Origin of the sequence: Rhizobium sp. WYCCWR 11146 (genome assembly GCF_013591995.1) — a bacterium.
GTDB lineage: Bacteria > Pseudomonadota > Alphaproteobacteria > Rhizobiales > Rhizobiaceae > Rhizobium > Rhizobium indicum.
On record NZ_JACCEY010000023.1, the window covers coordinates 132,301 to 156,634 of the forward strand.

20 protein-coding genes and 1 pseudogene are annotated in these 24,334 nt (G+C 62.0%); 14 read left to right on the top strand and 7 right to left on the bottom strand.

Going from position 1 to position 24,334, the window contains the following annotated elements:
* Positions 1-92: 92 nt before the first annotated feature.
* The gene (locus tag HX899_RS18185; protein WP_181293015.1) at positions 93-851 is read right to left on the bottom strand and encodes an IclR family transcriptional regulator; all 759 of its coding nucleotides are present in this window, start codon (positions 849-851) and stop codon (positions 93-95) included.
* Positions 852-1,009: 158 nt separating this feature from the next.
* Between HX899_RS18185 and HX899_RS18190 the strand changes: the two genes are divergently transcribed.
* The 12 genes from HX899_RS18190 to ligD all read left to right on the top strand — a co-directional run bounded on the left by HX899_RS18190 (position 1,010) and on the right by ligD (position 16,701).
* Positions 1,010-1,717, top strand: a complete 708-nt coding sequence (locus HX899_RS18190; RefSeq protein ID WP_131611673.1) for a 3-oxoacid CoA-transferase subunit A — start codon at positions 1,010-1,012, stop codon at positions 1,715-1,717.
* Entirely contained in the window at positions 1,714-2,418 is a 705-nt protein-coding gene (locus tag HX899_RS18195) for a CoA transferase subunit B (RefSeq protein WP_181293016.1), read from the top strand. The genes HX899_RS18190 and HX899_RS18195 overlap by 4 nt, the downstream gene beginning before the upstream one ends.
* A gap of 9 nt (positions 2,419-2,427) precedes the next feature.
* Positions 2,428-3,633, top strand: coding sequence for a 3-oxoadipyl-CoA thiolase (gene pcaF / locus HX899_RS18200; protein WP_181293017.1), 1,206 nt, complete (start codon positions 2,428-2,430; stop codon positions 3,631-3,633).
* A 76-nt stretch (positions 3,634-3,709) separates the two neighbouring features.
* Positions 3,710-4,192, top strand: a complete 483-nt coding sequence (locus HX899_RS18205) for a GNAT family N-acetyltransferase (protein ID WP_181293018.1) — start codon at positions 3,710-3,712, stop codon at positions 4,190-4,192.
* Positions 4,193-4,334: 142 nt separating this feature from the next.
* Positions 4,335-5,549, top strand: coding sequence for an MFS transporter (locus HX899_RS18210; RefSeq protein WP_181293019.1), 1,215 nt, complete (start codon positions 4,335-4,337; stop codon positions 5,547-5,549).
* 442 nt (positions 5,550-5,991) lie between these two features.
* On the top strand, positions 5,992-10,623 hold the full coding sequence (locus HX899_RS18215) for a caspase family protein (protein WP_246697133.1): 4,632 nt from the start codon (positions 5,992-5,994) through the stop codon (positions 10,621-10,623).
* Positions 10,610-11,050 (top strand): hypothetical protein, encoded by a 441-nt coding sequence (locus HX899_RS18220; protein WP_138389712.1) that lies wholly within the window; start codon positions 10,610-10,612, stop codon positions 11,048-11,050. The genes HX899_RS18215 and HX899_RS18220 overlap by 14 nt, the downstream gene beginning before the upstream one ends.
* Positions 11,047-11,637 (top strand): hypothetical protein, encoded by a 591-nt coding sequence (locus HX899_RS18225; protein ID WP_138389711.1) that lies wholly within the window; start codon positions 11,047-11,049, stop codon positions 11,635-11,637. Before HX899_RS18220 ends, HX899_RS18225 begins: the two co-directional genes overlap by 4 nt.
* 111 nt (positions 11,638-11,748) lie before the next feature.
* Positions 11,749-12,543 (top strand): SDR family NAD(P)-dependent oxidoreductase, encoded by a 795-nt coding sequence (locus HX899_RS18230; protein ID WP_003548952.1) that lies wholly within the window; start codon positions 11,749-11,751, stop codon positions 12,541-12,543.
* 103 nt (positions 12,544-12,646) lie between these two features.
* On the top strand, positions 12,647-14,803 hold the full coding sequence (glgX, locus tag HX899_RS18235; protein WP_171598060.1) for a glycogen debranching protein GlgX: 2,157 nt from the start codon (positions 12,647-12,649) through the stop codon (positions 14,801-14,803).
* A gap of 15 nt (positions 14,804-14,818) precedes the next feature.
* On the top strand, positions 14,819-15,826 hold the full coding sequence (locus tag HX899_RS18240; RefSeq protein ID WP_138389709.1) for a DNA topoisomerase IB: 1,008 nt from the start codon (positions 14,819-14,821) through the stop codon (positions 15,824-15,826).
* Complete coding sequence (ligD, locus tag HX899_RS18245) at positions 15,823-16,701, top strand: non-homologous end-joining DNA ligase (protein ID WP_181293021.1); 879 nt, start codon at positions 15,823-15,825, stop codon at positions 16,699-16,701. Before HX899_RS18240 ends, ligD begins: the two co-directional genes overlap by 4 nt.
* Positions 16,702-16,772: 71 nt before the next feature.
* Here the strand turns inward: ligD and HX899_RS18250 are convergent, their stop codons facing one another.
* Complete coding sequence (locus HX899_RS18250) at positions 16,773-17,498, bottom strand: glutathione S-transferase (protein ID WP_181293022.1); 726 nt, start codon at positions 17,496-17,498, stop codon at positions 16,773-16,775.
* A gap of 6 nt (positions 17,499-17,504) precedes the next feature.
* A complete protein-coding gene (locus tag HX899_RS18255; protein WP_181293023.1) occupies positions 17,505-17,795 on the bottom strand; it encodes a DUF3175 domain-containing protein in 291 nt (96 codons plus the stop codon).
* A gap of 218 nt (positions 17,796-18,013) precedes the next feature.
* Here HX899_RS18255 and HX899_RS18260 point away from each other — a divergent pair, with 218 nt between their 5' ends.
* Entirely contained in the window at positions 18,014-18,391 is a 378-nt protein-coding gene (locus tag HX899_RS18260; protein WP_171604765.1) for a hypothetical protein, read from the top strand.
* A 31-nt stretch (positions 18,392-18,422) separates the two neighbouring features.
* On the opposite strand, the gene HX899_RS18265 is transcribed toward HX899_RS18260, so the two are convergent.
* From HX899_RS18265 to HX899_RS18280, 4 genes and pseudogenes are all read right to left on the bottom strand, one after another.
* A complete protein-coding gene (locus HX899_RS18265) occupies positions 18,423-21,140 on the bottom strand; it encodes a response regulator (RefSeq protein ID WP_138389704.1) in 2,718 nt (905 codons plus the stop codon).
* Positions 21,141-21,315: 175 nt separating this feature from the next.
* The gene (locus tag HX899_RS18270) at positions 21,316-21,489 is read right to left on the bottom strand and encodes a hypothetical protein (protein WP_018071066.1); all 174 of its coding nucleotides are present in this window, start codon (positions 21,487-21,489) and stop codon (positions 21,316-21,318) included.
* 315 nt (positions 21,490-21,804) lie between these two features.
* Positions 21,805-22,059, bottom strand: coding sequence for a DUF2934 domain-containing protein (locus tag HX899_RS18275; RefSeq protein ID WP_171598054.1), 255 nt, complete (start codon positions 22,057-22,059; stop codon positions 21,805-21,807).
* A 142-nt stretch (positions 22,060-22,201) separates the two neighbouring features.
* Positions 22,202-22,558: pseudogene (locus HX899_RS18280) on the bottom strand (uracil-DNA glycosylase family protein); the annotation flags it as partial.
* 259 nt (positions 22,559-22,817) lie between these two features.
* Between HX899_RS18280 and HX899_RS18285 the strand changes: the two are divergent.
* The gene (locus HX899_RS18285; protein ID WP_180195390.1) at positions 22,818-24,281 is read left to right on the top strand and encodes a phosphatidylserine/phosphatidylglycerophosphate/cardiolipin synthase family protein; all 1,464 of its coding nucleotides are present in this window, start codon (positions 22,818-22,820) and stop codon (positions 24,279-24,281) included.
* Positions 24,282-24,334: the final 53 nt, after the last annotated feature.

Sequence of the window (24,334 nt, forward strand, 5' to 3'; positions counted from 1 at the left end):
CGGCCCCGGCGCTGACCGGGGCCGCTCCATCTCTTTCTGTTACGCATTCCGGACGCGAAACCGTTGCGCACTTTTGCTGGAACTGCTTACCGTCACCGCCGCAGCAGCGGCCGCAATGAGGCTTGTGTTTCCTTCAGCAGCGGCAGATAGCGTTCCTTCATCTCCGCGGCCGGGACGAGCGCGGCCGGCGCGCCGATATTGATCGCCGCGACCGTTTCGCCGCGGTCGTTGTCGATGGGCACGGCGATGGAGCAGAGGCCGATCTCCAGCTCCTGATCGATGATGGCGTAACCCTCGGCGCGAACGCGGCGGAATTCGGCGATCAGTTCGTCCTGATCGGTCTTCGTATTCGGCGTGTTTTGCTTCAGTTCGCTGCGGGCGAGGATCGCGCGCGCATCGCTCTCGGGAAGGGCTGCGAGCAGCACGCGCCCCATCGAGGCGCAGTAGGCGGGCAGGCGACTGCCGGGGGTGAGGTTGATCGACATGACGCGGCGCTGCGAGGCGCGGGCGATATAGACGATCTCGGTGCCGTCGAGCACCGAAGCCGAGGCACTCTGGCCGGCCTTTTCCGAAAGATGATCGAGATGCGGCTGCAACAGCGCCGGCAGCGGCGTGGCCGCAAGATAGGCATGGCCAAGGCGCAGGATCTTCGGCGTCAGCGTGAAGAACTTGCCGTCATAATCGGCATAACCGAGCTCGGCGAGCGTCAGCAATGAGCGGCGCACGGTGGCGCGGTCAAGCTCCGTCAGCTTCGAGGCCTCGGCGATCGAAAGCCGCTGCCGCGTTTCGCCGAAAGCTTCGATCACCTTCAGGCCGCGGGCAAAGCCACTGACGAAATCCGTTTCGCGCATGGGTCCAGTCTCCAATGGATTCACCTCAATTTGTGCGATATATGAACAAATGTCAAATATCGCACAAATATATTGCCGCTTGGCCCGCCGCGCTTTATGTCTACGCCAGAGGACGGGATGGGAGTTCCCCGACCGATATAGCCAAGGAGAGATCCCGCATGGACAAGACAGTCGGGAGCACGGCGGAAGCCGTCTCTGAGATCGGTGATGGCGCGACCGTCATGATCGGTGGTTTTGGTGGCTCGGGCGCGCCGATCGAGCTTATTCATGCCTTGATCGACAAGGGCTCCAAAGGCCTCACCGTCATCAACAACAATGCCGGCAACGGGCGCATCGGTATCGCTGCGATGATCGATGCCGGCATGGTGCGGAAGATGATCTGCTCTTTCCCGCGGTCGTCGGATCCGCGCGCCTTCACCGATAAATATCTGGCCGGTGAAATCGAGCTCGAGCTGGTGCCGCAGGGAACCCTTGCCGAGCGCATCCGCGCCGGCGGGGCCGGCATTCCGGCTTTCTACACGCCTACCGCCTACGGCACCGAGCTTGCCAACGGCAAGGTCATCGCCGAATTCGATGGCCGCCACTATGTGCAGGAGCGCTGGCTGAAGGCCGACTTCGCGATCGTCAAGGCTGAGATCGGCGACATCCAGGGCAATCTCACCTACAACAAGGCCGGCCGCAACTTTAATCCGCTGATGTGCATGGCGGCGGCGAAGACCATCGTCCAGGTCTCATCCATCGTTCCGGCCGGCGGCATCGATCCCGAGCAGGTGGTGACGCCAGGCATCTTCGTCGACCGTGTCGTCACTGTTCCCAATCCCCAGCAGGAAGAAGAGCTCATTCGAGCCGGAGTGGCCTACGTATGACCATCGATCACAGCTCCATCAACACCCGCGAAGACATCAAGCTTTCCAATGCGCAGATCGCCTGGCGCGCCGCGCAGGACATCGCCGACGGCGCCTATGTCAACCTCGGCATCGGCTTTCCCGAAATGGTCGCCCGTTATCAGCCGCCCGGTCGCCAGGCGATCTTCCACACCGAAAATGGCATCCTGAACTTTGGCGAGCCGCCGGCGGCAGGCGAAGAGGACTGGGATCTGATCAACGCCGGTAAGAAGGCGGTGACGCTGAAGCCGGGTGCTGCCTTCTTCCATCACGCCGACAGCTTCGCCATGGTGCGCGGCGGCCATCTCGACGTCGCGATCCTCGGCGCCTATCAGGTCGCCCAGAGCGGCGACCTTGCCAACTGGCGGGTGGGCAGCAAGGGCGTGCCGGCCGTCGGCGGCGCCATGGACCTGGTGCACGGCGCCAAGCAGGTCTGCGTCATCACCGAGCACGTCACCAAGACAGGCGAGCCGAAGCTGGTGGAGAAATGCACCTTCCCGCTGACCGGCGTCGCCTGCATCACCCGTGTCTATACCAGCCACGCCGTCATCGACATCGTCAAGGGACGCTTCGTCCTGCGCGAGAAGTTGGCCGCGATGTCGCAGGAGGAATTGCAGGCGATGACCGGCGCGCCACTGCACGTCGAGGGGCCGGTCGGCGACCTCGTCGTCCCCAAACTCTGAGGAACAGCCATGACCGAAGCCTTTATCTGCGACTATATCAGAACGCCGATCGGCCGCTTCGCCGGCTCGCTGTCCCAGGTGCGGGCCGACGATCTCGGCGCAATCCCGCTGAGGGCGCTGATGCAACGAAATGCCGCCGTCGATTGGGAAGCCGTCGACGACGTGATCTTCGGCTGCGCCAATCAGGCGGGCGAGGACAACCGCAATGTCGCGCGCATGTCGACCCTGCTGGCAGGCCTGCCGATCGCGGTACCCGGCACGACGATCAACCGGCTCTGCGGCTCCGGCATGGATGCGGTGATCACGGCAGCACGCGCCATCCGCTCCGGCGAGGCCGAGCTGATGGTCGCCGGCGGCGTCGAGAGCATGTCACGCGCGCCCTTCGTGATGCCGAAGGCCGAGACGGCCTTTTCACGGGCGGCCGAAATCCACGACACGACGATCGGCTGGCGCTTCGTCAACCCGCTGATGAAGAAGCAGTACGGCGTCGATTCCATGCCGGAGACCGGCGAGAATGTCGCCGAGGACTATCATGTCAGCCGCGAAGACCAGGATGCCTTCGCGGTGCGAAGCCAGGCGAAAGCGGCTGCCGCCCAGACGAACGGACGGTTGGCGAAGGAGATCACTCCGGTGACCATTCCGCAGCGCAAAGGCGATCCTGTTGTCGTCGACAAGGACGAGCATCCGCGCGTAACGACGATCGAAACGCTGGCGAAACTCGCCACGCCTTTCAAAAAGGACGGCGGCACGGTGACGGCGGGCAATGCTTCCGGTGTCAATGACGGGGCGGCGGCGCTGATCGTCGCTTCCCAAGCGGCGGCGCGGAAATACGGCCTGACACCAATCGCGCGTATCCTTGGGGGCGCGGCTGCCGCGGTTCCGCCAAGGGTGATGGGTGTCGGGCCGATCCCGGCCTCGCGCAAGCTGATGGCGCGGCTCGGCATGACCCAGGAGCAGTTCGACGTGATCGAACTCAACGAAGCCTTTGCCAGCCAGGGGCTGGCGGTGCTGCGCGCGCTCGGGATTGCCGATGATGACGCGCGCGTAAACCGCAATGGCGGCGCCATCGCGCTCGGCCATCCGCTCGGCATGTCGGGCGCACGAATCACCGGCACGGCGGCGCTGGAACTGCTGGAAACCGGCGGACAATATTCACTGTCGACCATGTGCATCGGCGTCGGGCAGGGGATCGCGATAGCACTCGAAAGGGTTTGAGGCCGGGACGCTTCCAGCTTTTGCCGGAGGCTGCCGACCCGTTGCGCGGCGTGCCCGGTTTCGTTAGAGATCGGGCATGCTGATCCGACCCGCAGACAAGAACGATCAAGGCGCGATCTGGAGGATCATCGGTCCGACGATCCGCGCCGGCGAAACCTATGCGCTCGATCGAGATCTGAGCGAAGCCGATGCGCTGGCCTACTGGATGGGACCGGACCGCGAGACCTTCGTCGCCGAAGAAAACGGCGTGATCCTCGGCACATATTACATCAAGACCAATCAGGCCGGCGGCGGCCGGCATGTCTGCAATTGCGGTTACATGACCGATGCTGCTGCGAGCGGCCGCGGCGTCGCCCGACTGATGTATGAGCATTCCCTGCAGCATGCCCGCTTGCGGGGCTTTCGGGCGATGCAGTTCAATTTCGTCGTCAGCAGCAATGAACGCGCGGTTGGGCTGTGGCAATCTCTCGGCTTCGATATCGTCGGCCGGCTTCCTGGCGTCTTCCTTCATCCGACACAGGGTTACGTCGACGCATTGGTGATGTTTCGCACGCTTTAGCGGGCGCCTCCTGCGGCGAAAAAAGATGTGAGTGCGCTGTCGAATCCACCCCGGCCCAAACGTCTTGAGATCGCAGGCGCGAAATGCGGTAGGCTTGCCGCATGCGTCGCGATCACTCTGTCGGCATGGAGGTTATGAAGCCATGGGTGTTTCCTATCGTTGGGTCATCGTCGCTGCGGGCGCATTGATGACATGCGTTGCGCTCGGCGCGATGTTCTCGCTGGCGATTTTCCAGGAGCCGATTGCAACGGCGACCGGCTGGTCGCATGTCGGCATAGCGAGCGCGATGACGCTGAACTTCATCGTCATGGGTTTCGGCGGCTTCTTCTGGGGGGCTGCAAGCGACCGCTTCGGCCCGCGCGTGGTCGTGATGATAGGATCCGTGCTGCTCGGCCTGGCGCTGGTGCTGGCGAGCCGGGCGGAGACCCTGCTGCAGTTTCAACTGACCTACGGCATCCTTGTCGGATTGGCCGCCAGCACGTTTTTCGCGCCGATGATCGCGGCGACGACCGCCTGGTTCGACGAAAACCGCGGCCTTGCGGTGTCGCTGGTCTCCGCTGGCATGGGCGTTGCGCCGATGACCATCTCACCTTTCGCGCGCTGGCTGATCACGGCCTATGAATGGCGGCCGGCCATGCTGATCATCGGCATTGCCGCCTGGGTGCTGCTCGTGCCGGCCGCTCTGCTGGTCAGGCGTCCGCCGGCCGAGACCACTGACACCGGAACCGAGTTCGCGGCCGACGGCGCCCGGCCGCAACTGTCGAAAGTCTTTCGATCGCCGCAATTCATCGTGCTTGGCCTGACCTTCTTTGCTTGCTGTGCGGCGCATTCCGGGCCGATCTTCCACATGGTCAACTATGCGACGATCTGCGGCGTCGCACCGATGGCGGCCGTCAGCATCTACAGCGTCGAGGGCCTGGCGGGACTGGGCGGCCGATTGCTCTATGGCAGCCTTGCCGACAGGATCGGGGTGAAGCCGGTGCTGGTCGCCGGCCTGCTGGTGCAGGCGGCAGCCCTTGCGACCTATCTCTTCGTCAGCCAGCTCGGCGAATTCTACGCGCTCGCAATCGTCTTCGGCAGTGCCTATGGCGGTGTGATGCCGCTCTATGCCGTGCTGGCGCGTGAATATTTCGGGCCGCGTATCATCGGCACGGTCTTCGGTGCGGCGACGATGCTCTCCAGCCTCGGCATGGCCTTCGGCCCTCTCATCGGCGGCTGGATATTCGACACCTTCGCCAATTATTCCTGGCTGTTCATCGGCTCCGCGATGGTCGGGCTAGGGGCTGCGGCGATAGCGCTCGCGTTCCCGCCTCTCGCCCGCCAGAAACCGCAGCCGGCCTTCGGCATGGCGCCGTAACAGGCGCCTTACAGTCCTCACGAGCAGTATCGAGAGTGGACGTCGGTGACGACGCCCACTCAAGGTTTTCGCATCGTCGCGACTTTTGCCGCCAAATCGCCAACACCGCAGGCTGCACAGTCGCCTCCACCGTAACAAATGGACGACGAGGCCGGACCGCGATCATTCAGATCCGCTGGCTTGTGTGCCATTCTGGATGGCGAAAGAACAAAGCGTTACAAGGCAAGGAATAACTTGATTCACGCAAAAGTAGAGTTCGTATTGATGTAGTAGCGGACGATGCGGCGACGCTCTCTGCTAGGGAAGTAACGGCTAAGACGCACCAATCCTTAAATATTCACTTGAGGAACCCTCAGTTCTTCGGCAGTATACTGTTTATTAACTTTTGGCTGGGGGCCATGCTGCAGCAATGAGGGTTATAGGATTTGCTCTGGCATGTGTCATGTTGCTGTCGCAGCCGGCTCTGGCGCAGTCTCCACTCGACATCATCAGGAGCTTGACCGACGGCGTCACGCGTGATGCTGCGCCACCAGATGCTGGTCGCCGAACGTCTAAACCGATATCGACTCTTCGGTCGCAGCTGACAAGATCGCAAGTGCAACGCCTGCAACGTGCCCTGGAAGCGCTCGGTTACTATCATGGTCCGATCGACGGAGACGCCGGGGTCGAGACGTGGAGTTCGGTTATAGCGTGGGCACGCGACCGGGGATGGGAGGCTCCAACAACCCTCCGTGTCGCGCATCTCAATTCCCTGGAAGCTGAACGCGCGCAGGGACAGGTTGCAGAACAGGATCGTCCAAGCTCTGGTCCAGAAGAAGGGACTGTTCGTCGCGTTCAAACGGCCCTCTCACGGCTCGGCTACTATTCTGGGCCGGTGAATGGGCAGACAGACCAAGCGACCATGGCTGCGATGGCGGCCTGGGCGGCGGATCGGAGCTGGGAAGCCCCGGCATCGATCCGCGAGGCACATGCCGTCAACATGGAGGAGGAGCTCTCCCATAGGACAGGCCCGGTTGTCGGTGACGCGGCCTTGCCACCGTGGCAGCCGGACGACACCGGGATCGGCAGCAAAATCTGCGCCTCCACCGGCTACAGCAAGGTCTGCCTTCGTCTTGCCTGCGATGCCGAAGCCGGTGTGGTCCTTGATTTACAAGAGGTGGCGGGCTACTCGACACCGTCGGTCTCCAGCGCGGGTCTGACGGTGGATCGGGGCCCTGAGGCAATGCTTCCTCTCGATGGCATCCGCAAGAGACCGGTCCTCGATGCCGGTCGCGATGCAGCGCTCATCGCCCGCCTTTCCTCCGGGCAGTCGCTGAACCTCAAGTTGGGGACATGGTCGATGTCCTTCGGTCTCGCGCAATTCGGCCCCGAGTACGACCGGGTTGGAAAGGCATGTGCTACCCTCCTCGCCAGGCTCCGTAGCGGCCAGGATCCCTACCCTGGGCGGTTCGCCCGCCTTGCCGACGAACTGGCCGAGGTCACCGTGTCCGAAGGAACCTGGACCTCGCAGCCGAATACGGATCTTGGCGGCAATGACATTCGACATGGGCTGGCCGATCCGCTTCTGCGTGGCCTGACGGAAGGCGAATGTATCGCGATCTGCTCGGAAACCGACATGTGCCGGGCCTATACATTCAACCCGGGCGGCGGGGCATGTTTCCTGAAGTCCGCAAAGGGCTCGCCCAAACCCTACGCAGCCGCAAAGAGCGGCGTTTTCGATGGCCGGAAAGCGGGTTTAGCACCTCCACCCACCCGCGGACCGGGACCGATCGTCGATGGAGCGGTCGGGTGGCGAGAGGGCGAGACACTGGAGGGCTTTCAGGCTCGCGTAAAACAAGCGGCTCGCAGGCTCGGCGGGTCATGCGACGAGGAGAAGGAGACGCTCCGGCGTCTGGCCGAAAAATTCCAATGGACACTGCCGCATCAGGGACCGCTCCGCGCCGGGAACAGTTTTGAAATCGAGTGGTCGGGCAACACGCTCGAAGATCGCATACCGGTTTGGTTCATGGTCAAAGCAGAACAGCCCGTCCGTTTTAAAGGCAAGGGGCATGTCGCGTTGGGTCCTGACGCACCCAATCCGTTCGCGATGAAAACCGGTCTCGGGAAGACACGCGCCATGGTCGCTCTGGCGACGCGTGGCGCCGCAGCGAGTGGTTCAGTTTCAACCATTCCGTTGCAAGCCGGGCCATTGAACCTATCCGTCTCATTAGTGGGCTATCTGCGCGCCTGCGAGGAGGAGATCGTTCTGAAGGAAGAATCGGAGCGGCTCGAAATCGCACCGGCGCCTGCTGAGATCGTCCTCAACACCGCCGAGGGCCGCGCGGCGTTCACACATAGTATCGATGTCCCTAAATTCTCCCGCCGCATCCTCCTCAACGAAACCCGCTTTCTTCTGCTGGATGCGGCAAGCGGGACGGAAATCGTCGAGCGGGCAGGCACACACCTCCAGATCTCGCCGACCCACCGCTTCATCGGCGTCGAGCATAATGGCCGGCTCGACATCGTCGATATGGTCGATGGGCATACCGCTGCGACAGCGGATGCCGGCGACCTTCGCTGGGCGCTCGGCGACAGTGTCGTCTTCACCACACTTGCGCCTTGGGCGGAGGTGAATTTTTCCTCCACCTTCGGCGATCATTTGCGCATACGGGAGCAGATTACCGGGCCGTCTTGCTGCACCGCGGAACGCGGTCAAACGCGCGTGGCGATCGATTTGGAGAATGCTGCCTACGCCATCTGGGGTGGCGCCGGCTACCGCGTTGGTGCGCTCCAGAACCCGGATTACGCCTCGACCGCGAATTCCTCCGGCGCTTACAGTTCTCAAGGTGGCGAGACCATTCCCCTTCATTTTCATATGTTCTGGTCGCTTGGCATGGTGTCGCCCGTCAGTGTCGCTCGGGAATTCGATGTTGCCGGCGGCTTCAAGACGACCAGTACCTGGGAAGACTGGGAGGTCGCGGACGCCGACAGCCGCCGCCCCCGCGATTTTACGGAGAGCCTGTCGCGCACATTGGGCAAAATTGAGCTTCGGGCAGTCAGGATCGATACGGCCGTGGCATCGAACGACCAAGGCTCCACCAGAGCCGGCAACGACACACCTCTCGCCGCTGCCTTGCCCGAACAACTCTTGCGCCTCGGCGTCGCGCTCGATCCAATGGTCGACGGTGAACGCCTCGTCGCGTCCTACGCGGCAAGTGAGAATAACGACCTTCACGCGCTTGATCGTGACAAGCGGCTGAAACGATCCGCAGAGGCGATGGGGCGCTTCCGCCGCGAGGCGGAGCATGCGGGCTGGCGCTTCGACTGGGCTCTGCCCATCGGGGACGAGGGCCCCATCTCCGACTGTGAACATCTTCTGCTCGGAGAATCCTCAAACACGGGGAGCACGGGCGCGCTGCTAGCGCCTCGCGATGTTGTCGAGGTCTCGACGGTCCGCACGTCTCGGGGGGCAGTATGGGTGGCGCGTGCGGAGTGTGTCGCGGGCGCGACGTTCGGGAGCCTCAGGCCCTATGCTGCTTTTTACGTCATGGATATCGCGCGCCCCGCGCCGGCGGCGAGTGCGGCACTTCAGGCGGAAGGCGCATTTTTCTTCGAAAACAATGCCCATCGTCTGTGGTACCAGCACCCTTTTCGTATCAAAGCCAATGACGACCTGCTGCTGACCTATGCGCCCGGCAACGGCGTCATTACTGTGCGTGACCGCGCAACACAGAAGTTCCTCTGGGTCGGCGAGAATCTTCCGAATGGCGACCTCCTCGTCGAGGCCTGGTTGACGAAAGACCGTCGCCATGCGGTGCAACTTAATTCTGACGGCAACTTCTATATTCACGCCATTCTGGACGATAGGCAGTCGCTCCTTTCCGGGCGCATCGCCGACGACGAGATCGCGGTCTGGACCAAGGACTACTTTTACGACGCGACAGCCGAGGCCGCTGCCCTCATCGATCTGAAGTTTCCCGGTAGGGTTGGACAGTATAGTCTCGACCGGTTTGGCACGGCGCGCCTGGTTCCAGATCTGGCGCGCGCTGTCCTTGATCGCGGGCAGACGCCGCAGGCCGTCTCCGAGGTGGGCGTACCGCCGTCGTTGACAGGCGAGATCGCGCTCGAGGAAAACGGCGGTCGCGTAAGAGCCGTATTGCACTTCGATCCGGCCGAGACGGTGCATATGTCCGTTTTTCAGGACGGTGTGCTGACCGAAACGGTTGATGCGGCCACCGTCGCAAATGCAGTGTCGTTCGAGAGGCTCAAGGACGCGCGTTGGGTGTCGGTCATCGGATTCAATTCTGCGGGCCTGGCGAGCCTCCCGGTATCCGCTGATCTCGGCGAGCCTCTTGCGCGCCGTGCGGTCACCCGCGCGCTCGTCATCGGCGTGAACACTTACGAGGATGAGCGCCTCCGTTCGCTCAACTACCCTCTGCGCGATGCAGGCACGGTGCTCGAAACGCTGACCGAGCCGCTTGGCAAAGAGCCACCGTTCCGCGGCGAGGTAGGGCCGAAGGACAGGCGTGCCACGCCCGAGGCCATACTGGAGGCGACGGCGCGACTGCTGGACGGGCTGGCCCGTGGGGACCACGCGGTCCTGTTTCTGGCCGGCCATGGCATGCAGGATCGCAATGGGCGTTTCTATTTCGCGACGTCGGCCACCGATCCAACGGATCTCGAACACACAGCCTTGCCTTTCGACCGGCTGGCCGCGCTGTTCGAAAGGACCGAGGCGCGCATCACCATCCTTCTTGATGCCTGCCACTCGGGCGCCGCGGGGACCGGGTCTTTCACCACCAACGACGATCTCGCCAACAGCCTCGCTGCCCTCAGATCCAATCTCACCGTTCTCGCCGCTGCGAAAGGGCGGCAGGAGTCGCTCGGGCGGCGCGAGGTCGGGGGCCTGTTCACCAACGCGATCGTTACCGTCCTCGGAAAGGAACGCGATCGTTATGACCACAACCATAATGGTCGCATTGAGGCCTCCGAACTGTATCGCGGCGTCAAGACGCTGGTTTTCGCGGCGAGCGACGGCAAGCAGACACCCTGGATCATCAACAGCCGACTGGTGGGAGACTATGCCCTCTTTTAGATTTCGCGACGCGTATAAAGCGGTTGCGGTCCTAACCGTTGCCATGCTGCTTCTGCCTCCGGCGGCCTCCCTTGCTGCGTGCCTCATCTGCGACGAGGTCGTCGAGCTGGATGGAGTGCGGGCAAATTGCTTCCGTCAGGACTATGAAAAGTTTCTTTCAACTGCTCGAAGCGCGGAAACGAGCAATGCGGAGGTCGATCTCTCCGCCTGCGCCGGGGACGACGGACGCGAACGACGCGGTCTTGATCGGATGCCCGGGCTATTACCAGCCGGAAGTGAATCCAGCGCGCGGAACCAGCGTGAGCTACGCTCGGTCTACATTTTCGATGAGGCAAGCCTTATTTGCCTCAAGCGATTGCTGGATGGGCACGAAGGTACGATCGATCCGTCGGTGCGGTTCGATCTGGTCGAGAACTGCAAGCCATGAGCCAGCCATCATCCAAGCGGCGGGTCGGGCTCTCTTTCTTCCACGTTTCGGATGCCGGCTGGTCGCTTCTGAGCAGCATTGTCACCGTAGTGACCTTCGTCGGCGCGGTGGGGGGTATCTTTTGGGCGGTCTTCGAGTACCGCGAGAGCCAGGAGACCGAACGCACGAAATATACGCTCACTCTCATCGAGACATGGGAAACGCAGGGCTATCGGCAAGCCTATGGTGAACTTCGTAAGTTCTATACGGCGTTCATCGAGACGGTCCCGCCCGCCGACAGGAGGACGGCCGAGACGAGCGGACACGCTAGGGACAACCTTCTGCAGTCCTTTAACCGTCGGATCGCGCAGGAGCCCGCGCACCAGGAGCAGGTTAGGGAGGTCGTCTATTTCTTCAACCGGCTTGGTCTTTGCGTGAGCGCGTCGCTCTGCTCCAAGGAAACAACCGCGGTCTTCTTCAATGATACCGTGCAGTCTTTCCTAGATGCTTACGGCCCTTATATCGAAAGCAGCAAGGAAACTTTGCCAGGCCGGGGCGCGACACTTGTCGATCTCTCTCGGGAACTCAATCCCGCTGGTCGGGACTAGGCACCATATCTCCCGCTTTCGTGCATTGCCCTTGGTCGAGTTCCCCTGATAAGACTTCTCATATTCGTTTCATCACCTATGTCCTTGGTTTTTCGGGAGGCAATCGTCGCCATGGTCGAACTTGCGCAATCGCTCGCATCCATCAAGCTGCCGGACCTGTCCGGCAAGGCCGTACTGATCACTGGCGCCTCGACCGGGATCGGCGCGGCGCTTGCCCGCGCCTTTGCCGCTCAAGGGGCCAAGGTCGGCGTGCATTACAATGCCAGCCGCGAACCGGCGGAGAAGCTTGCCGAGGAGATCCGGGCTGCCGGCGGCACGGTGCATCTGATCCAGGGTGACGTGTCGAGGGAAGGCGAGACCGAGCGTGTCGTCGAGGAGACGGCGAAGACCTTCGGTCATCTCGACGGGCTCATCAACAATGCCGGCGGCATGCTGGGGCGCAAGCCGACCTCGGACTATACCGACGCGCATTACGCCGCGGTCATGGACCTCAATGCCCGCTCGGTGCTGGCGGCAACGCGTGCGGCGCATCCCTGGCTGAAGAAGCAGGGTGGCTTCATTATCAACACCACCTCGATCGCCGCGCGCAATGGCGGCGGCAATGGTGCGATCCTCTATGCGGCATCAAAGGGCTTCGTCTCGACGATCACGCGTGGTCACGCCAAGGAATTCGTCGCCGACAGGATCCGCGTCAACGCGGTGGCACCGGGTGTCATCGCCACGCCGTTCCACGAGCGTTATACCAATGACGAGCAGATGGAGCTGCAGCGCAAGTCGATCCCGATGGGGTTTGTCGGCACGTCGGAAGATTGCGTCGGCGCCTATCTCTTCCTCGCCTCGCCGACGCTATCGGGTTACATCACCGGCCAGATCATCGAGGTCAATGGCGGCCAGCTGATGCCATAGGCCCTTCCTTCGGCGCGCAACATCGTTCCCTTTTCCCTTTCACGAGGGAACTTTCGAACCGCCGTTACGTTATCCGCTTGGTCTTTTTACCAAGCGGGGCACCATGAGCTTTTCATTTTCGGAACTCGACTTCCTCAAGCCGGAGCTCGGGGCGGAATATATTGGTTCGGGCACCCATTTCGCCATCTTTTCAGCCCATGCGGAACAGATCGAACTCTGCCTCTTCTCGCCTGATGGAAAGAAGGAGGTCGCCCGGCTGCCGCTGCCGAAGCGCGAAGGCGACATCTGGTCCGGCTATATTGCCGGCGTCGGACCGGGCACGGTCTACGGCTATCGCGCTCATGGTCCCTACGATCCTGCCGCCGGCCATCGCTTCAATCCGAACAAGCTGCTGCTCGATCCCTATGCCAAACAGGTGACGGGCGAGCTTAAATGGGACGACGCGCTGTTCGGTTATCAGATCGGCGAGGACGACCTTTCCTTCGACGAGCGCGACAGCGCGCCCTTCATGGTCAAGGGCGTGGTGCAGGATCCTGATTTCGACTGGGCGGGTGAAGAGGCGATCCGCCGCCCCTGGCCGGATACCATCATCTACGAGGCGCATGTGCGCGGCCTGACGATGACGCATCCGAAGGTGCCAGACCGGCTGCGCGGCACCTTTCTCGGCATGTGTAGTGATCCGATCATCGACCATCTCGTCAAGCTCGGCATCTCGGCGATCGAGCTTCTGCCGATCCAATATTTCCTCGACGATCGTTATCTCCTGGAAAACAACCTACGCAATTATTGGGGCTATCAGACACTCGGCTTCTTCGCGCCGCAATCGCGCTACATGTCTGGCGACAAGATCACCGAAATCAAGACCATGGTGAAGAAGTTCCATGCCGCCGGCATCGAAGTCATCATGGATGTGGTCTATAACCACACCGCCGAAGGCAGTGAGAAGGGACCGACACTGTCCTTCCGCGGGCTCGACAATGCGAGCTATTACATTCTCTCCCCCGACGATCCGCGCCATACCTTCGACACGACGGGGACCGGCAACACGCTGAATGTCGCCAACCCGATGGTGATGCGCATGGTTCTCGACAGCCTGCGCTACTGGGTGGGCGTCATGCATATCGACGGTTTCCGCTTCGATCTCGCCAGCACGCTCGGGCGGCAGGATCTGGAATTCGACCGCCAGGGCGGCTTCTTCGGCGCCATAAGGCAGGATCCGATGCTATCGGGCGTCAAGCTGATCGCCGAGCCCTGGGATATCGGCGAGGGCGGTTATCAGGTCGGCGGCTTCCCGCATCCCTTCCGCGAGTGGAACGACAAGTTCCGCGACGACGTGCGCCGTTTCTGGAAGGGTGATGGCGGCATGGTGTCAGAGGTGGCGGCGCGCGTCACCGGCTCGGCGCTGCAGTTCAACCATTCCGACCGGGGAGCGACCTCCTCGATCAATCTTCTGTCGGCCCATGACGGCTTCACGCTGATGGACACGGTCTCCTTCAACGACAAGCACAACGAGGCGAACGGCGAGGATAACCGGGACGGCCATTCGGATAATCATTCCGACAATATGGGTGCCGAGGGTGCGACCGATGATGCCGATATCAACGCCGCGCGGGCACGGCGGCGCCGCAACATGATGGCGACGCTGATGCTCTCCCAGGGCGTGCCGATGATCCTGGCCGGCGACGAGCTCGGCAACAGCCAGGACGGCAACAATAACGCCTATTGCCAGGACAACGAAATCGGCTGGACCGATTGGGCAGGGCTCGACGATCCTTTCCTCGATTTCTGCCGGCAGGCAGTCGCCTTCCGCAAGGCCCATCCCGTTCTGCGGCAGGAGCGGTTCCTGACCGGCGAAACCGGCGAGGACGGCCGCATCGAGATCGCCTGGTACAGACCGGACGGCGGCTTCATGGATGACGATGCCTGGAACGATGATGAGCTGCGGGTGCTCGGCGTCTATCTCTCGAAGAGCGCGAATGCGCCCGAGACCGAGACGATGGATGACCTCTTCCTCATCTTCAATGCCGGCGGCGACTGCGAATTCCACGTGCCGGAGATAAATGGACTGACGAAATGGTCGCGGATTGCCGACACCGGGGCGGAGAGGGATGCTTTCAAGGTTCGCGATCAGGATAATCCGGTCATGGTCTATGCCCAGAGCGTGGCCGTCTTTGCGCCGGAGGGACAGACCGAGCCGCTGAAGGATATGACCAAGGCTGGGCGCCGGTGGTGGTTCCAGTTCGGCCGCAGGAGCAAGTAACGGGTCGCAGAGAACATGAATGCCGAAGCCATCAGCGACCTTGGTCTCGTCTATGTCAGCGATACCGAACCAGGCATCCGCAGACGAAGGAAGGGTAAGGGTTTCAGCTATGTGATGCCCGACGGCACGACCCTTGCCGACGAATTGCAGCGGGCGCGCATCGGCGCGCTCGGTCTGCCGCCGGCCTATGAAAATGTCTGGATCTGCCTCCACGACAACGGCCATCTGCAGGCGACCGGCTTCGATGCGCGCGGGCGCAAGCAATACCGCTACCATAAGGAATGGCAGTCCTTCCGAAGCGCGGGTAAATTCCATCAGCTGATCGAGTTCGGCCGGGCCCTGCCTCGGATACGCCGCACCGTGCTGCGCCATCTCGACACCGGTGCGGAGGATGTCAACGGCGTGCTGGCGGCTTTAACGACGCTGCTCGACGAGGCGCACTTACGCGTCGGCAACCAGGCCTATGTCAGGGAGAACGGCACCTATGGCGCAACGACGCTGCTGAAGCGGCACCTGAAGATCGTCGACGGGCAGATCGAGCTGAAATTCCGCGCCAAGGGCGGCAAGCGTGTCCAGCGCAGTCTCAAGCATCCCAGGCTGCAGAAGATCCTGGAGGAGATAGCCGACCTGCCCGGCCGCCAGCTCTTCGTCTGGAAGGATGAAAGCGGGGCGCTGAAGCCGATCGATTCCGGCCGGTTGAACGCCTATCTGGCCGAGATATCTGGGATTCCCATTTCGGCGAAGACCTTCCGCACCTGGGCCGGATCGCTGGCGGCCTTCGGGGCGGCGCGCGAGGCGATCCTCAGTGGCGGCCGGCCGACGGTAAAGCAGATGTCGGAGGCTGCGGCCGAGGCGCTGCACAACACACCGGCGATCTCGCGCTCGAGCTATATCCATCCGGCGATCATCGCGCTCGCCGGCAACGATCATCCGCTGATCGAGAGCGGCAACGAGCCGCTGCGGGGCTTGCGGGCCGAGGAAAACAGGCTACTTGATTTCCTCACAAGCGAGATCGAAGAATGAGCCCCAGAAATCCGCCGACATCGGACGTATCTTTGACGCATCCCGACCGGCTCTACTGGCCGGATGAGGGCGTGACCAAACAGGCGCTGGCGGATTACTACGCGGCGGTCTGGCCATTTATGGCGCCTTATGTCGTCAATCGGCCGCTGGCATTGCTGCGACTGCCGGACGGGATAAAAAGCCACCAGCGGTTTTTCCAGAAACATGCCTGGAAGGGGATGAATCCGCATATCGAGGAGATCGCCGATCCGCAGGAGGCGGACGGCGAAAAGCTGCTGCGCATCGGCGATTTCGACGGTCTCGTGGCGCTGGTGCAGTCGGCTGTGCTCGAAATTCATCCCTGGGGCACGACGGCCGACAATTGGGAAAGACCCGATATGATCACTATGGATCTCGATCCCGGCGAGGACGTGACCTGGAGCGCTGTCATAACCGCAGCGCTTGAATTGAAGACGCGGCTGGAAGCACGTGGCCTGGCGGCCTTCGTCAAGACGTCGGGCGGCAAGGGGCTGCATGTGGTCACGCCGCTTGCGCCGAAGGCCGGCTGGGCGGAGGTGAAGGATTTCGCCCATTCACTGGCCGAAAGCATGTCGTCCGACGCGCCGGAGAAATATCTGGCAACCGCGACGAAGGCAAAACGCGGTGGACATATCTACATCGACTATCTCCGCAACGGCCGCGGCAACACGGCAGTCGCGGCCTATTCGACGCGCGCGCGATCGGGTGCGCCGGTTTCGATGCCGCTGGATTGGTCGGAATTGAACGAGGTGAGCGGTCCCGCCGCTTTCACGCTCGGAAACGTGCCGCAACGGTTGGAGATTCAGCCGGGAGACCCGTGGGGGAATTTCTTCGATGCGGCGGTGCCGCTCGAATAAACGGCTCTATCCTTTTGCTTTTACGCAATTCCGGACGGAACCGCTTCGCAGTTTTCCTGAAATTGCTCGTCTCAGCTCGCACCGTCCAACTCAGGATAATGCCTGAAGATCCCCTCCTCGTTGAAGGCGAGGCGGCGGGGGGAAGCGAGATAGCGGGCAATGTTAGGCCGCTTAGCCACCGCGTCATGCAGAGCCAAGAGGCCGGGATATTCCGCCTTGCGCTTCGCCATGGCTTTCGGAAAGGCATAGGTCAGGCCCTCAATCACCTGGAAGAGCGAGAGGTCGACATAGGTGAGCGCATCGCCGACCATATGGTTGGCGCCTTTCGGGTTCTGCCGCAGCACCCGCTCGAAATAGCCGAGGAATTTCGGAATGCGGTCGCGGATGAAGGCGGCCGCGCGGGCTTTTGCCTCTGGCTTCTGGTCCTCATAGTAGAGTGACATGTCGATCGGGTGGTGCGTATCGTGCACTTCGGCGACGAAATCGGTGACGGTCAGCTGCAGGCCGTTGACGACATGGCGAAGGCCTTCGTCCTCGGGCGCAAGGCCGAGTTTCGGACCGAGATAAAACAGGATGTTGGCGGCATGCGGGATGATGAGGTCGCCATCCTTCAGGAAGGGCGGGGCGAAGGGAATGTGCGCTTCGCTTTTGCTCTCCATGATCTCGAACGTCGCCCCGGTGCCGCGCCCGGGTTCACGGGTGATATCGATATAGTCAGCGCCGGCTTCTTCTAGCGCCAACCGCACAAATTCGCCGCGGCCTTGAATGCCGTCCCAATAATAAAGTTCGTATGCCATGAGCGCTCAATCTTTCGGTTGACGACGGAAGTCTTGTCGCAGTTCGACCTTGGCCTTTTCAAGCGTGCCACGCCGCTTTTTCGTCAGCTGTTCGCCGGCGCGATTGATGTAGAAGGTCAGCATCGACATGGCGGCGCGATAAGGGCTCGACTTGCGGCGATCGCTCTCCTCGGCGGAGTGCTTGACGGAGCGGGCGATCTTCTTCGGATCGTCCGATTTAAACACGCCATCCTTCAAGTCCATCGCATCGCTGTGTTCGGTGACGTCCTGCGACCATTTCTTCTTCGATTTGGCCATGTCGAAAATCCTTTTACCGGATGCGGTCGGCGGCAAGCCACCGGCTGTCGATCCTTGGTTGGCGGTCGGTTTGCAAAGGGATTGAACCGGTACGGAGCCCAAAAGTTCCGGCCGCGGGCATGGCTTGCAAGCCCCGGATTCGGGAACAAAAGCCGATTTTATCAGGTTTCCGATGGGAAAGCCTGCACACGGGCCGCACATAAGAAGGAGCCGAGAACATGGAAAAACACATCGTCAAAGCCGATGGAAACGGCGCGATCGACGTGAACGGCCAGGTATCACCGGTCACCTATACCGTCAGCCTCAAGCAAGGGAAGGGGCGTTCCTACGAGGTCGACATCCGCCTGATGGCGCCGCGTGACTGGCTGTTGCAGAGGGGCTTTGAGCGGGATGCCGTGCTGGTCAGTCAGAGCGGCGCGCGCATTCCCGTCTATCACGATGGCGGCAGTCGTCACGATGGCGGCAGCCACCACGATGATGGCCGGCTCGATCCTGCCGACACGCTCTCGATCGAACTGACGGCGCGCGACGACAGCTGCACCAGCGAGGTGGATCTGATGCGCAAATATCCCGAGTTCGACGGCGCCGACGCATAAAGCAGAAGTTACAGCAAAGAACAGAGATACTCTAGGCGCCAGGCCGCTGCTGGACGGCATTCTTGACCGCCTGGTCGAGCGCCGTGCTGCTGAAGGGTTTCGACAGCAGCACCGAGCCGGGGAGACGGTTTGCATCCGGCAGGCTGCTGTTGCCGGTGGCAAAGACCAGGCCGACCGACGGAAAGGCCTCGCGGGCCTTGGCGGCAAAGACCTGGCCCGACATGCCGGGCAGGCCGACATCGGCGACGATGATGTCGACAATGGTGTGTCCGAGGATTTCCACGCCCCTTTCGCCACTATCAGCTTCGATGACGTCATAGCCGAGATCCTGCAGAATCTCGGCAGTATCCATACGGATGAAGGCGTCGTCTTCCACGAGCAGCAGCTTCAGCTTTTCACGGGCGATCTCGGGATGTTTGGGAACGGCCACTGCGACATTGCTGGCCCCCTGGCGGCGTTGCGTCCTGATAGTAAGCACGTGGCGGATCTTGCGGGCGAGTTCCTCGCGCGTATAGGGCTTGGAGAGCAGTTCGAGGCCGGGATCGAGCCTGCCGCCATGGACGATCGAATTTTCGGTATAGCCCGATGTGTAGAGCACGGCGATGTCAGGCAGACGCTCGCGCGCCATGCGCGCAAGCTCCGGGCTCCGCAACGGCCCAGGCATGACGACATCGGTAAAGAGCAGATCGATATGGGCGCCGCTTTCGATCACGGTGAGTGCGCTTTGCGCATCCTTGGCCTTCAACACGTAGTAGCCGAGATCTGACAGCATCTCGACGACGGTGACGCGCACGCCCTCATCGTCCTCGGCGACAAGGATGGTTTCCGTGCCCCCGGCTGCGGGTACGCTGTCGGCGGCCGTGACGCGATCCTCGCTCCGGAACGAGCGGGTCAGGTAGAGCTTGACGGTCGTGCCTTCGCCGATCTCGCTGTAGATCTTCACGTGGCCGCCGGATTGCTTGACGAAGCCATAGACCATCGACAGGCCAAGACCGGTGCCCTTGCCTTCCGGTTTCGTCGAGAAAAAGGGCTCGAAGGCCTGCTCCATCACCTCCTGCGTCATGCCGGAGCCGGTATCGCTCACGGCGAGCACGACATATTGGCCGGCGGTGACTTCAGGATGGGTGCGGCTGTAGGAATCGTCGAGAAAGGCGTTACCGACCTCGATCGTCAGCTTGCCGGCGCCATCCATTGCGTCGCGGGAGTTGATCGCAAGGTTGAGCAGTGCGTTCTCGATCTGGGTCGGATCGGCGAAGGTGTTCCAAAGGCCGCCGGAGACCATGGTCTCGACTTCGATCTCCTCGCCGAGCGCGCGGCGCAGCATGTCGTCCATGCCGGTGACGAGACGGCCGATGTTGATGACCTTCGGTTCCAGCGGCTGGCGGCGGCCGAAGGCGAGCAGCTGGCTTGCCAGCCGCGAGCCGCGTTCGACGGCGGCAAGCGCGTTGGAAATGCGTTCCTTACCCCGGCCGCTATCTGCCACATCCTTGCCGAGAAGCTGCAGATTGCCTGAGATCACCTGCAGCAGATTGTTGAAGTCATGGGCGACTCCGCCGGTGAGCTTGCCGATCGATTCCATCTTCTGCGACTGCTGGAGTGCTGCTTCGGCCTGCTGGCGTTCGGCGATCTCGGCCGCGACGCGGACCTCGAGCATTTCGTTGAGTTTCCGCAGCTGATCTTCCATGTCGCGGCGCTGGTCGATTTCGACTTTAGCGGCACGGAAGAGCCGGATATTGTCGATCGCGACGGCCGATTGGCCGGCGAGGCTGACGAGGCTCGCCTCGGCCGCTTCGGAAAAACGGCCGGGCTGGCCGTGACCGAAGAACAAGCCGCCGATGACGCTTCCGTCGCGTGATTTCACCGGCACGGCAAGATAGCTTCTGACCGGCAGATGCCCCTTCGGCATGCCTGAGTGCGGCGTATTCTGCCCGTAGCGCGGGTCGAGCAGGATGTCGTCGGAGCGCACGATGCCTTCGCCGTCGAAGGTCGGCGCGAAGACCTTGGTATTGCGCGGCATCGGGAATTTCTCGAAGTTCTTCCGATCGACACCGGAGAGCGCATAGAGCATGTAGCTGCCGCCCTCGCCATCGTCGACATTGTAGAAGAAGGCGCCGAATTCGGCGCCGGTCAGCGTCACGCCGGCATCGACGACAATCTGGGTGAGGCGTTCGACACTGGGCTCGGCGGTGACCGCGGCACCCGCCCGGTTGACGACCGCAAGCGCCTCCGATTTCGCGCGCAATTCTTCCAGCGCCGTCTGTTCGCCGCGCTTGGCCGACACCTGGTCGCTGACATCAAGGGCCGCGCAGAGGATGCCGGCGACCTTGCCGTCATCGTCGCGCAGCGGCGTGTAGGAGAAGGTGAACCAGGTGTCCTCGGTGCGGCCGTCGCGGCGCATCGGAATGAGCAGCTCTTTGAAGAGCTGCGAGCTGCCTTCCAGTGTGCTGGCGACGATCGGCGAAAACTGTTCCCAGATATCCGCCCAGACCTCGCGGAAGGGTCTTCCGAGTGCGTCGGGATGGCGCTGCGGGAAAACAGGCACGTAGGCGTCATTGTAAAGAAAAGCGAGCTCCGGACCCCAGGCGACGAATTTGGGCTGGCGGGAATTCAACACCATTTCGGCGATATGCTTGAGAGACGCAGGCCAGCTTTCGACCGGACCGAGACCAACGGCGTGGAAAGCCGGATGCCGTAACAATTCGCCGATTTCGCCGCCGCCTCTCGGCCAGCCGTTCCCGACGCTTCCCATTCAAAATCGCTTCCTTGTCGTCCGCGCACCGGTGTAGCTGGCCACCTCGGGGGTCAGCCCTTCCAAACCGTCAACATAGAGGCTTCCGATAGGAGGGAAAGGGCGCGGTCGAAATATCCTTAACTGCCGGGCGTTCCACACTTTTAGCAGTCAGCGGACGGCCGCCTACAGGCTGTTATTTTCGATAGAGTTTCTGCGATGCGGCGAAGGCGCGGCCGATGTAGACGGAGACCAGTTGCACCGGTGCGCGCGGATCGCGGAAAACCAGCCCGACGAGATTGTCGACGACAAGGATGAACCCGAGCGCGAGACCGAGGTAGAGTAGCGCGGCGATGATGAGGAGCGACATCTCCATCCCTCACACGATCGCAGTCGACACGCGGTTGCTGGCTAAAAAGAGGATTTCGGTATGACCGTCGTTCATGGCAACTTCCTCGTCCCGCCATAAACAGTCATCGTATCTTCTTGTTCCCCGTTATCGGGGCAAGGCTCAACTTTTTTTGGAAGCCTCAAAGCTTGCAGCGTCATCCGGCCTCTGTTCACCCCCGCATGGAAGCCCACCCCTGCAATTCAATATCGCACAACCAATTCAGGCATATGACAAAAAGGATCAAGGGCGTCGAGCCGACGCCCTTTTTAATCGAGATGCTCAGTATTCTAGTGTTCAGGACGCGGTCTTGCGGCTCGCGGTGCGCTTCGGCGCCGGCGTGACCACGCCATTCGTCTTGGCGCCCGTCGCAGTGCGCTTCGCCTTGGGCTTGACCTCTTTGCCGTTGGGAGACGCAGCCGAGCCCTCGAGCGCGTCGCGCTCGTGTCGTGCCTGTTCCCAATGGATGGACTCTCGCCCTGTCGGATAACCCTCTTCTTCCCAGAGGGTGTATGCACGTTTTTTGATCCACTCTTCCCGAGTTTCTGCCATCGCTGATCTCCAGTCACATGATGCCGTCGTTCGAACGCGATACTCTTCGGATGGTTCCAGAGGAGGGGAGCTCTTTCAAGCGAAATCGCGCCGCAACCGGAAATATTTCGCATCGCAGCATATTAGGGTTGAGAATCGGAACTCATGCGGGCCGAAACGCCGCCGCCTTGTGCAGATCTGAGACGAAATCCCGGTGCTGCCGGCGCTGCTCCGCCTCGTCGCGGATGCGCAAGAGATAGGAGGGGTGGATGGTGACCAGGACAGGCGGACGGTTTGCCGGATAGAGGATATGGCCGCGCTCCGGCGTCAGCTTCACCTTCGGCCCGACCAGCGCATAAAGCGCGCTTGCGCCGAGCGTCACGACGAGCTTCGGCTGCAAGATGTTGAGCTCTGCACCGAGCCACCAGGCACAACGCCTGATCTCGCCGGCATTCGGTTTTGCATGCAGCCGCCGTTTGCCTCGCGGCGTGAACTTGAAGTGCTTGACGGCATCCGCCACTTCGAGCGCCAAGGCCGGACCGACGTTTGCGGCTATGTTCATGATGGCGATCCTCAGTCTCCTCGGGATCAATCGATCCGTGCCGGCATTGTTCCCGCAATGGAATGGGCAGCGCGCTTTCAATTGGGCAGGAGGGGGATAGCTTTCGGCGCATTCGCGCGGTCCCGGGCCGGCAAAATGGTCACGGCGAAAAAATTCGCGTCATGGGAGAGCGGCGGCGCGATTGAACGCCGGCGTTTCGCGGCTATATTCGCCAGCGATGTTCTATCTCCTGTCGACCTACTGGCCGCATATCCTCTTTGTCGTCTCGATCGCCATGGGGGCCGCGGCGGCGATCCATGCCGCCATGACCAAGGAGGAGGTGCGCGCCGCGATCGGCTGGGTCGGCGTTATCATTCTGTCTCCAATCATCGGCGCGGTGCTCTATGCGATTGCCGGCATCAACCGCATCCGCCGCAAATCGTTGAGCGTCCGCCGCGACGCGCTGCTGCTCGCGGCCGAATTCGACGAGTTGGAGACCTTCGACGCCGAGGCCGAGACGGTGATCAGCCAGTTCGGCCGCCGCTTCGCGGCGCTGCAGACGCTGGGCGACCGGGTGACGCGCAATCCGCTGACCTCAGGCAATACGATCGATGTGCTGGAAACCGGCGACGAGGCCTATGCGGCGATGAAGACGAGCATCGACGAGGCGACGCGCAGCATCCTGCTCGAAACATATATCTTCGACCGCGACGCTGTCGGCCTTCGCATCGCCGATGCGCTGATTGCGGCGGTCAGACGTGGTGTGGAGGTCCGGGTGCTGATCGACGCGGTCGGTGCGCGCTATTCGGTGCCGAGCATTCTCGGCCATCTGAGGGAAGGCGGCGTCACCGTTGCCGTCTTCAACGGCAACGTCATCATGGGCTTGCGGCTGCCCTATGCCAATCTGCGCACCCACCGCAAGATCCTGATCGTCGACGGGAAAATTGCGCTGACGGGCGGAATGAACATCAGGGCGGGCTTCAGCGAGGAGGCAACAGGCGAGAGCTTTGCCCACGACACGCATTTCAGCGTCACCGGCCCTGTCGTGGCCGACCTTTTCGACCTCGCCGCCGAAGACTGGCGCTTCTCCACGCAGGAGTTGTTGAACGACGAGCCCTGGCGCATCGAACCGCCGCAGCGCAGCCCCGGCGATCCCATCCTGATGCGCGTCGTCGCCTCCGGCCCGGACCGCAGCGTCGAGACCAACCATAAGATGCTGATGGGCGCCTTTTCCGTGGCGCGCCAATCGATCCGCATCATGTCGCCCTATTTCCTGCCGGACCGTGAACTCATCAGCGCCCTGGTGACGGCGGCGCGGCGCGGCGTCGAAGTCGATATCGTCGTGCCTGCGGTCAACAACCTCGTGCTGGTCGACCGGGCGATGACGGCGCAATTCGACCAGATCCTCAAGAACTACTGCCGCATCTGGCGCTCCACCGGCAGCTTCAGCCATTCGAAGCTGCTGACGATCGACGGCACCTGGGCCTATGTCGGCTCCTCCAATCTCGACCCGCGCTCGCTGCGGCTGAATTTCGAGGTCGATCTCGAAGTGCTGAACGAGGGCTTCGCCGCCGAGATCGACGAGCATATCGAGGAAACCCTGAAAACGGCGACGCCGGTGACGCTTGAGGGGCTGCAGGCGCGACCCTTCGCGGTGCGGCTGCTCGAGAAGGTGCTATGGCTAGGGTCGCCCTATCTCTGACGGATTTTTTGTGATCGGACGTGGCAAGTTCGGCTTGCCTGCCTATACTGCTG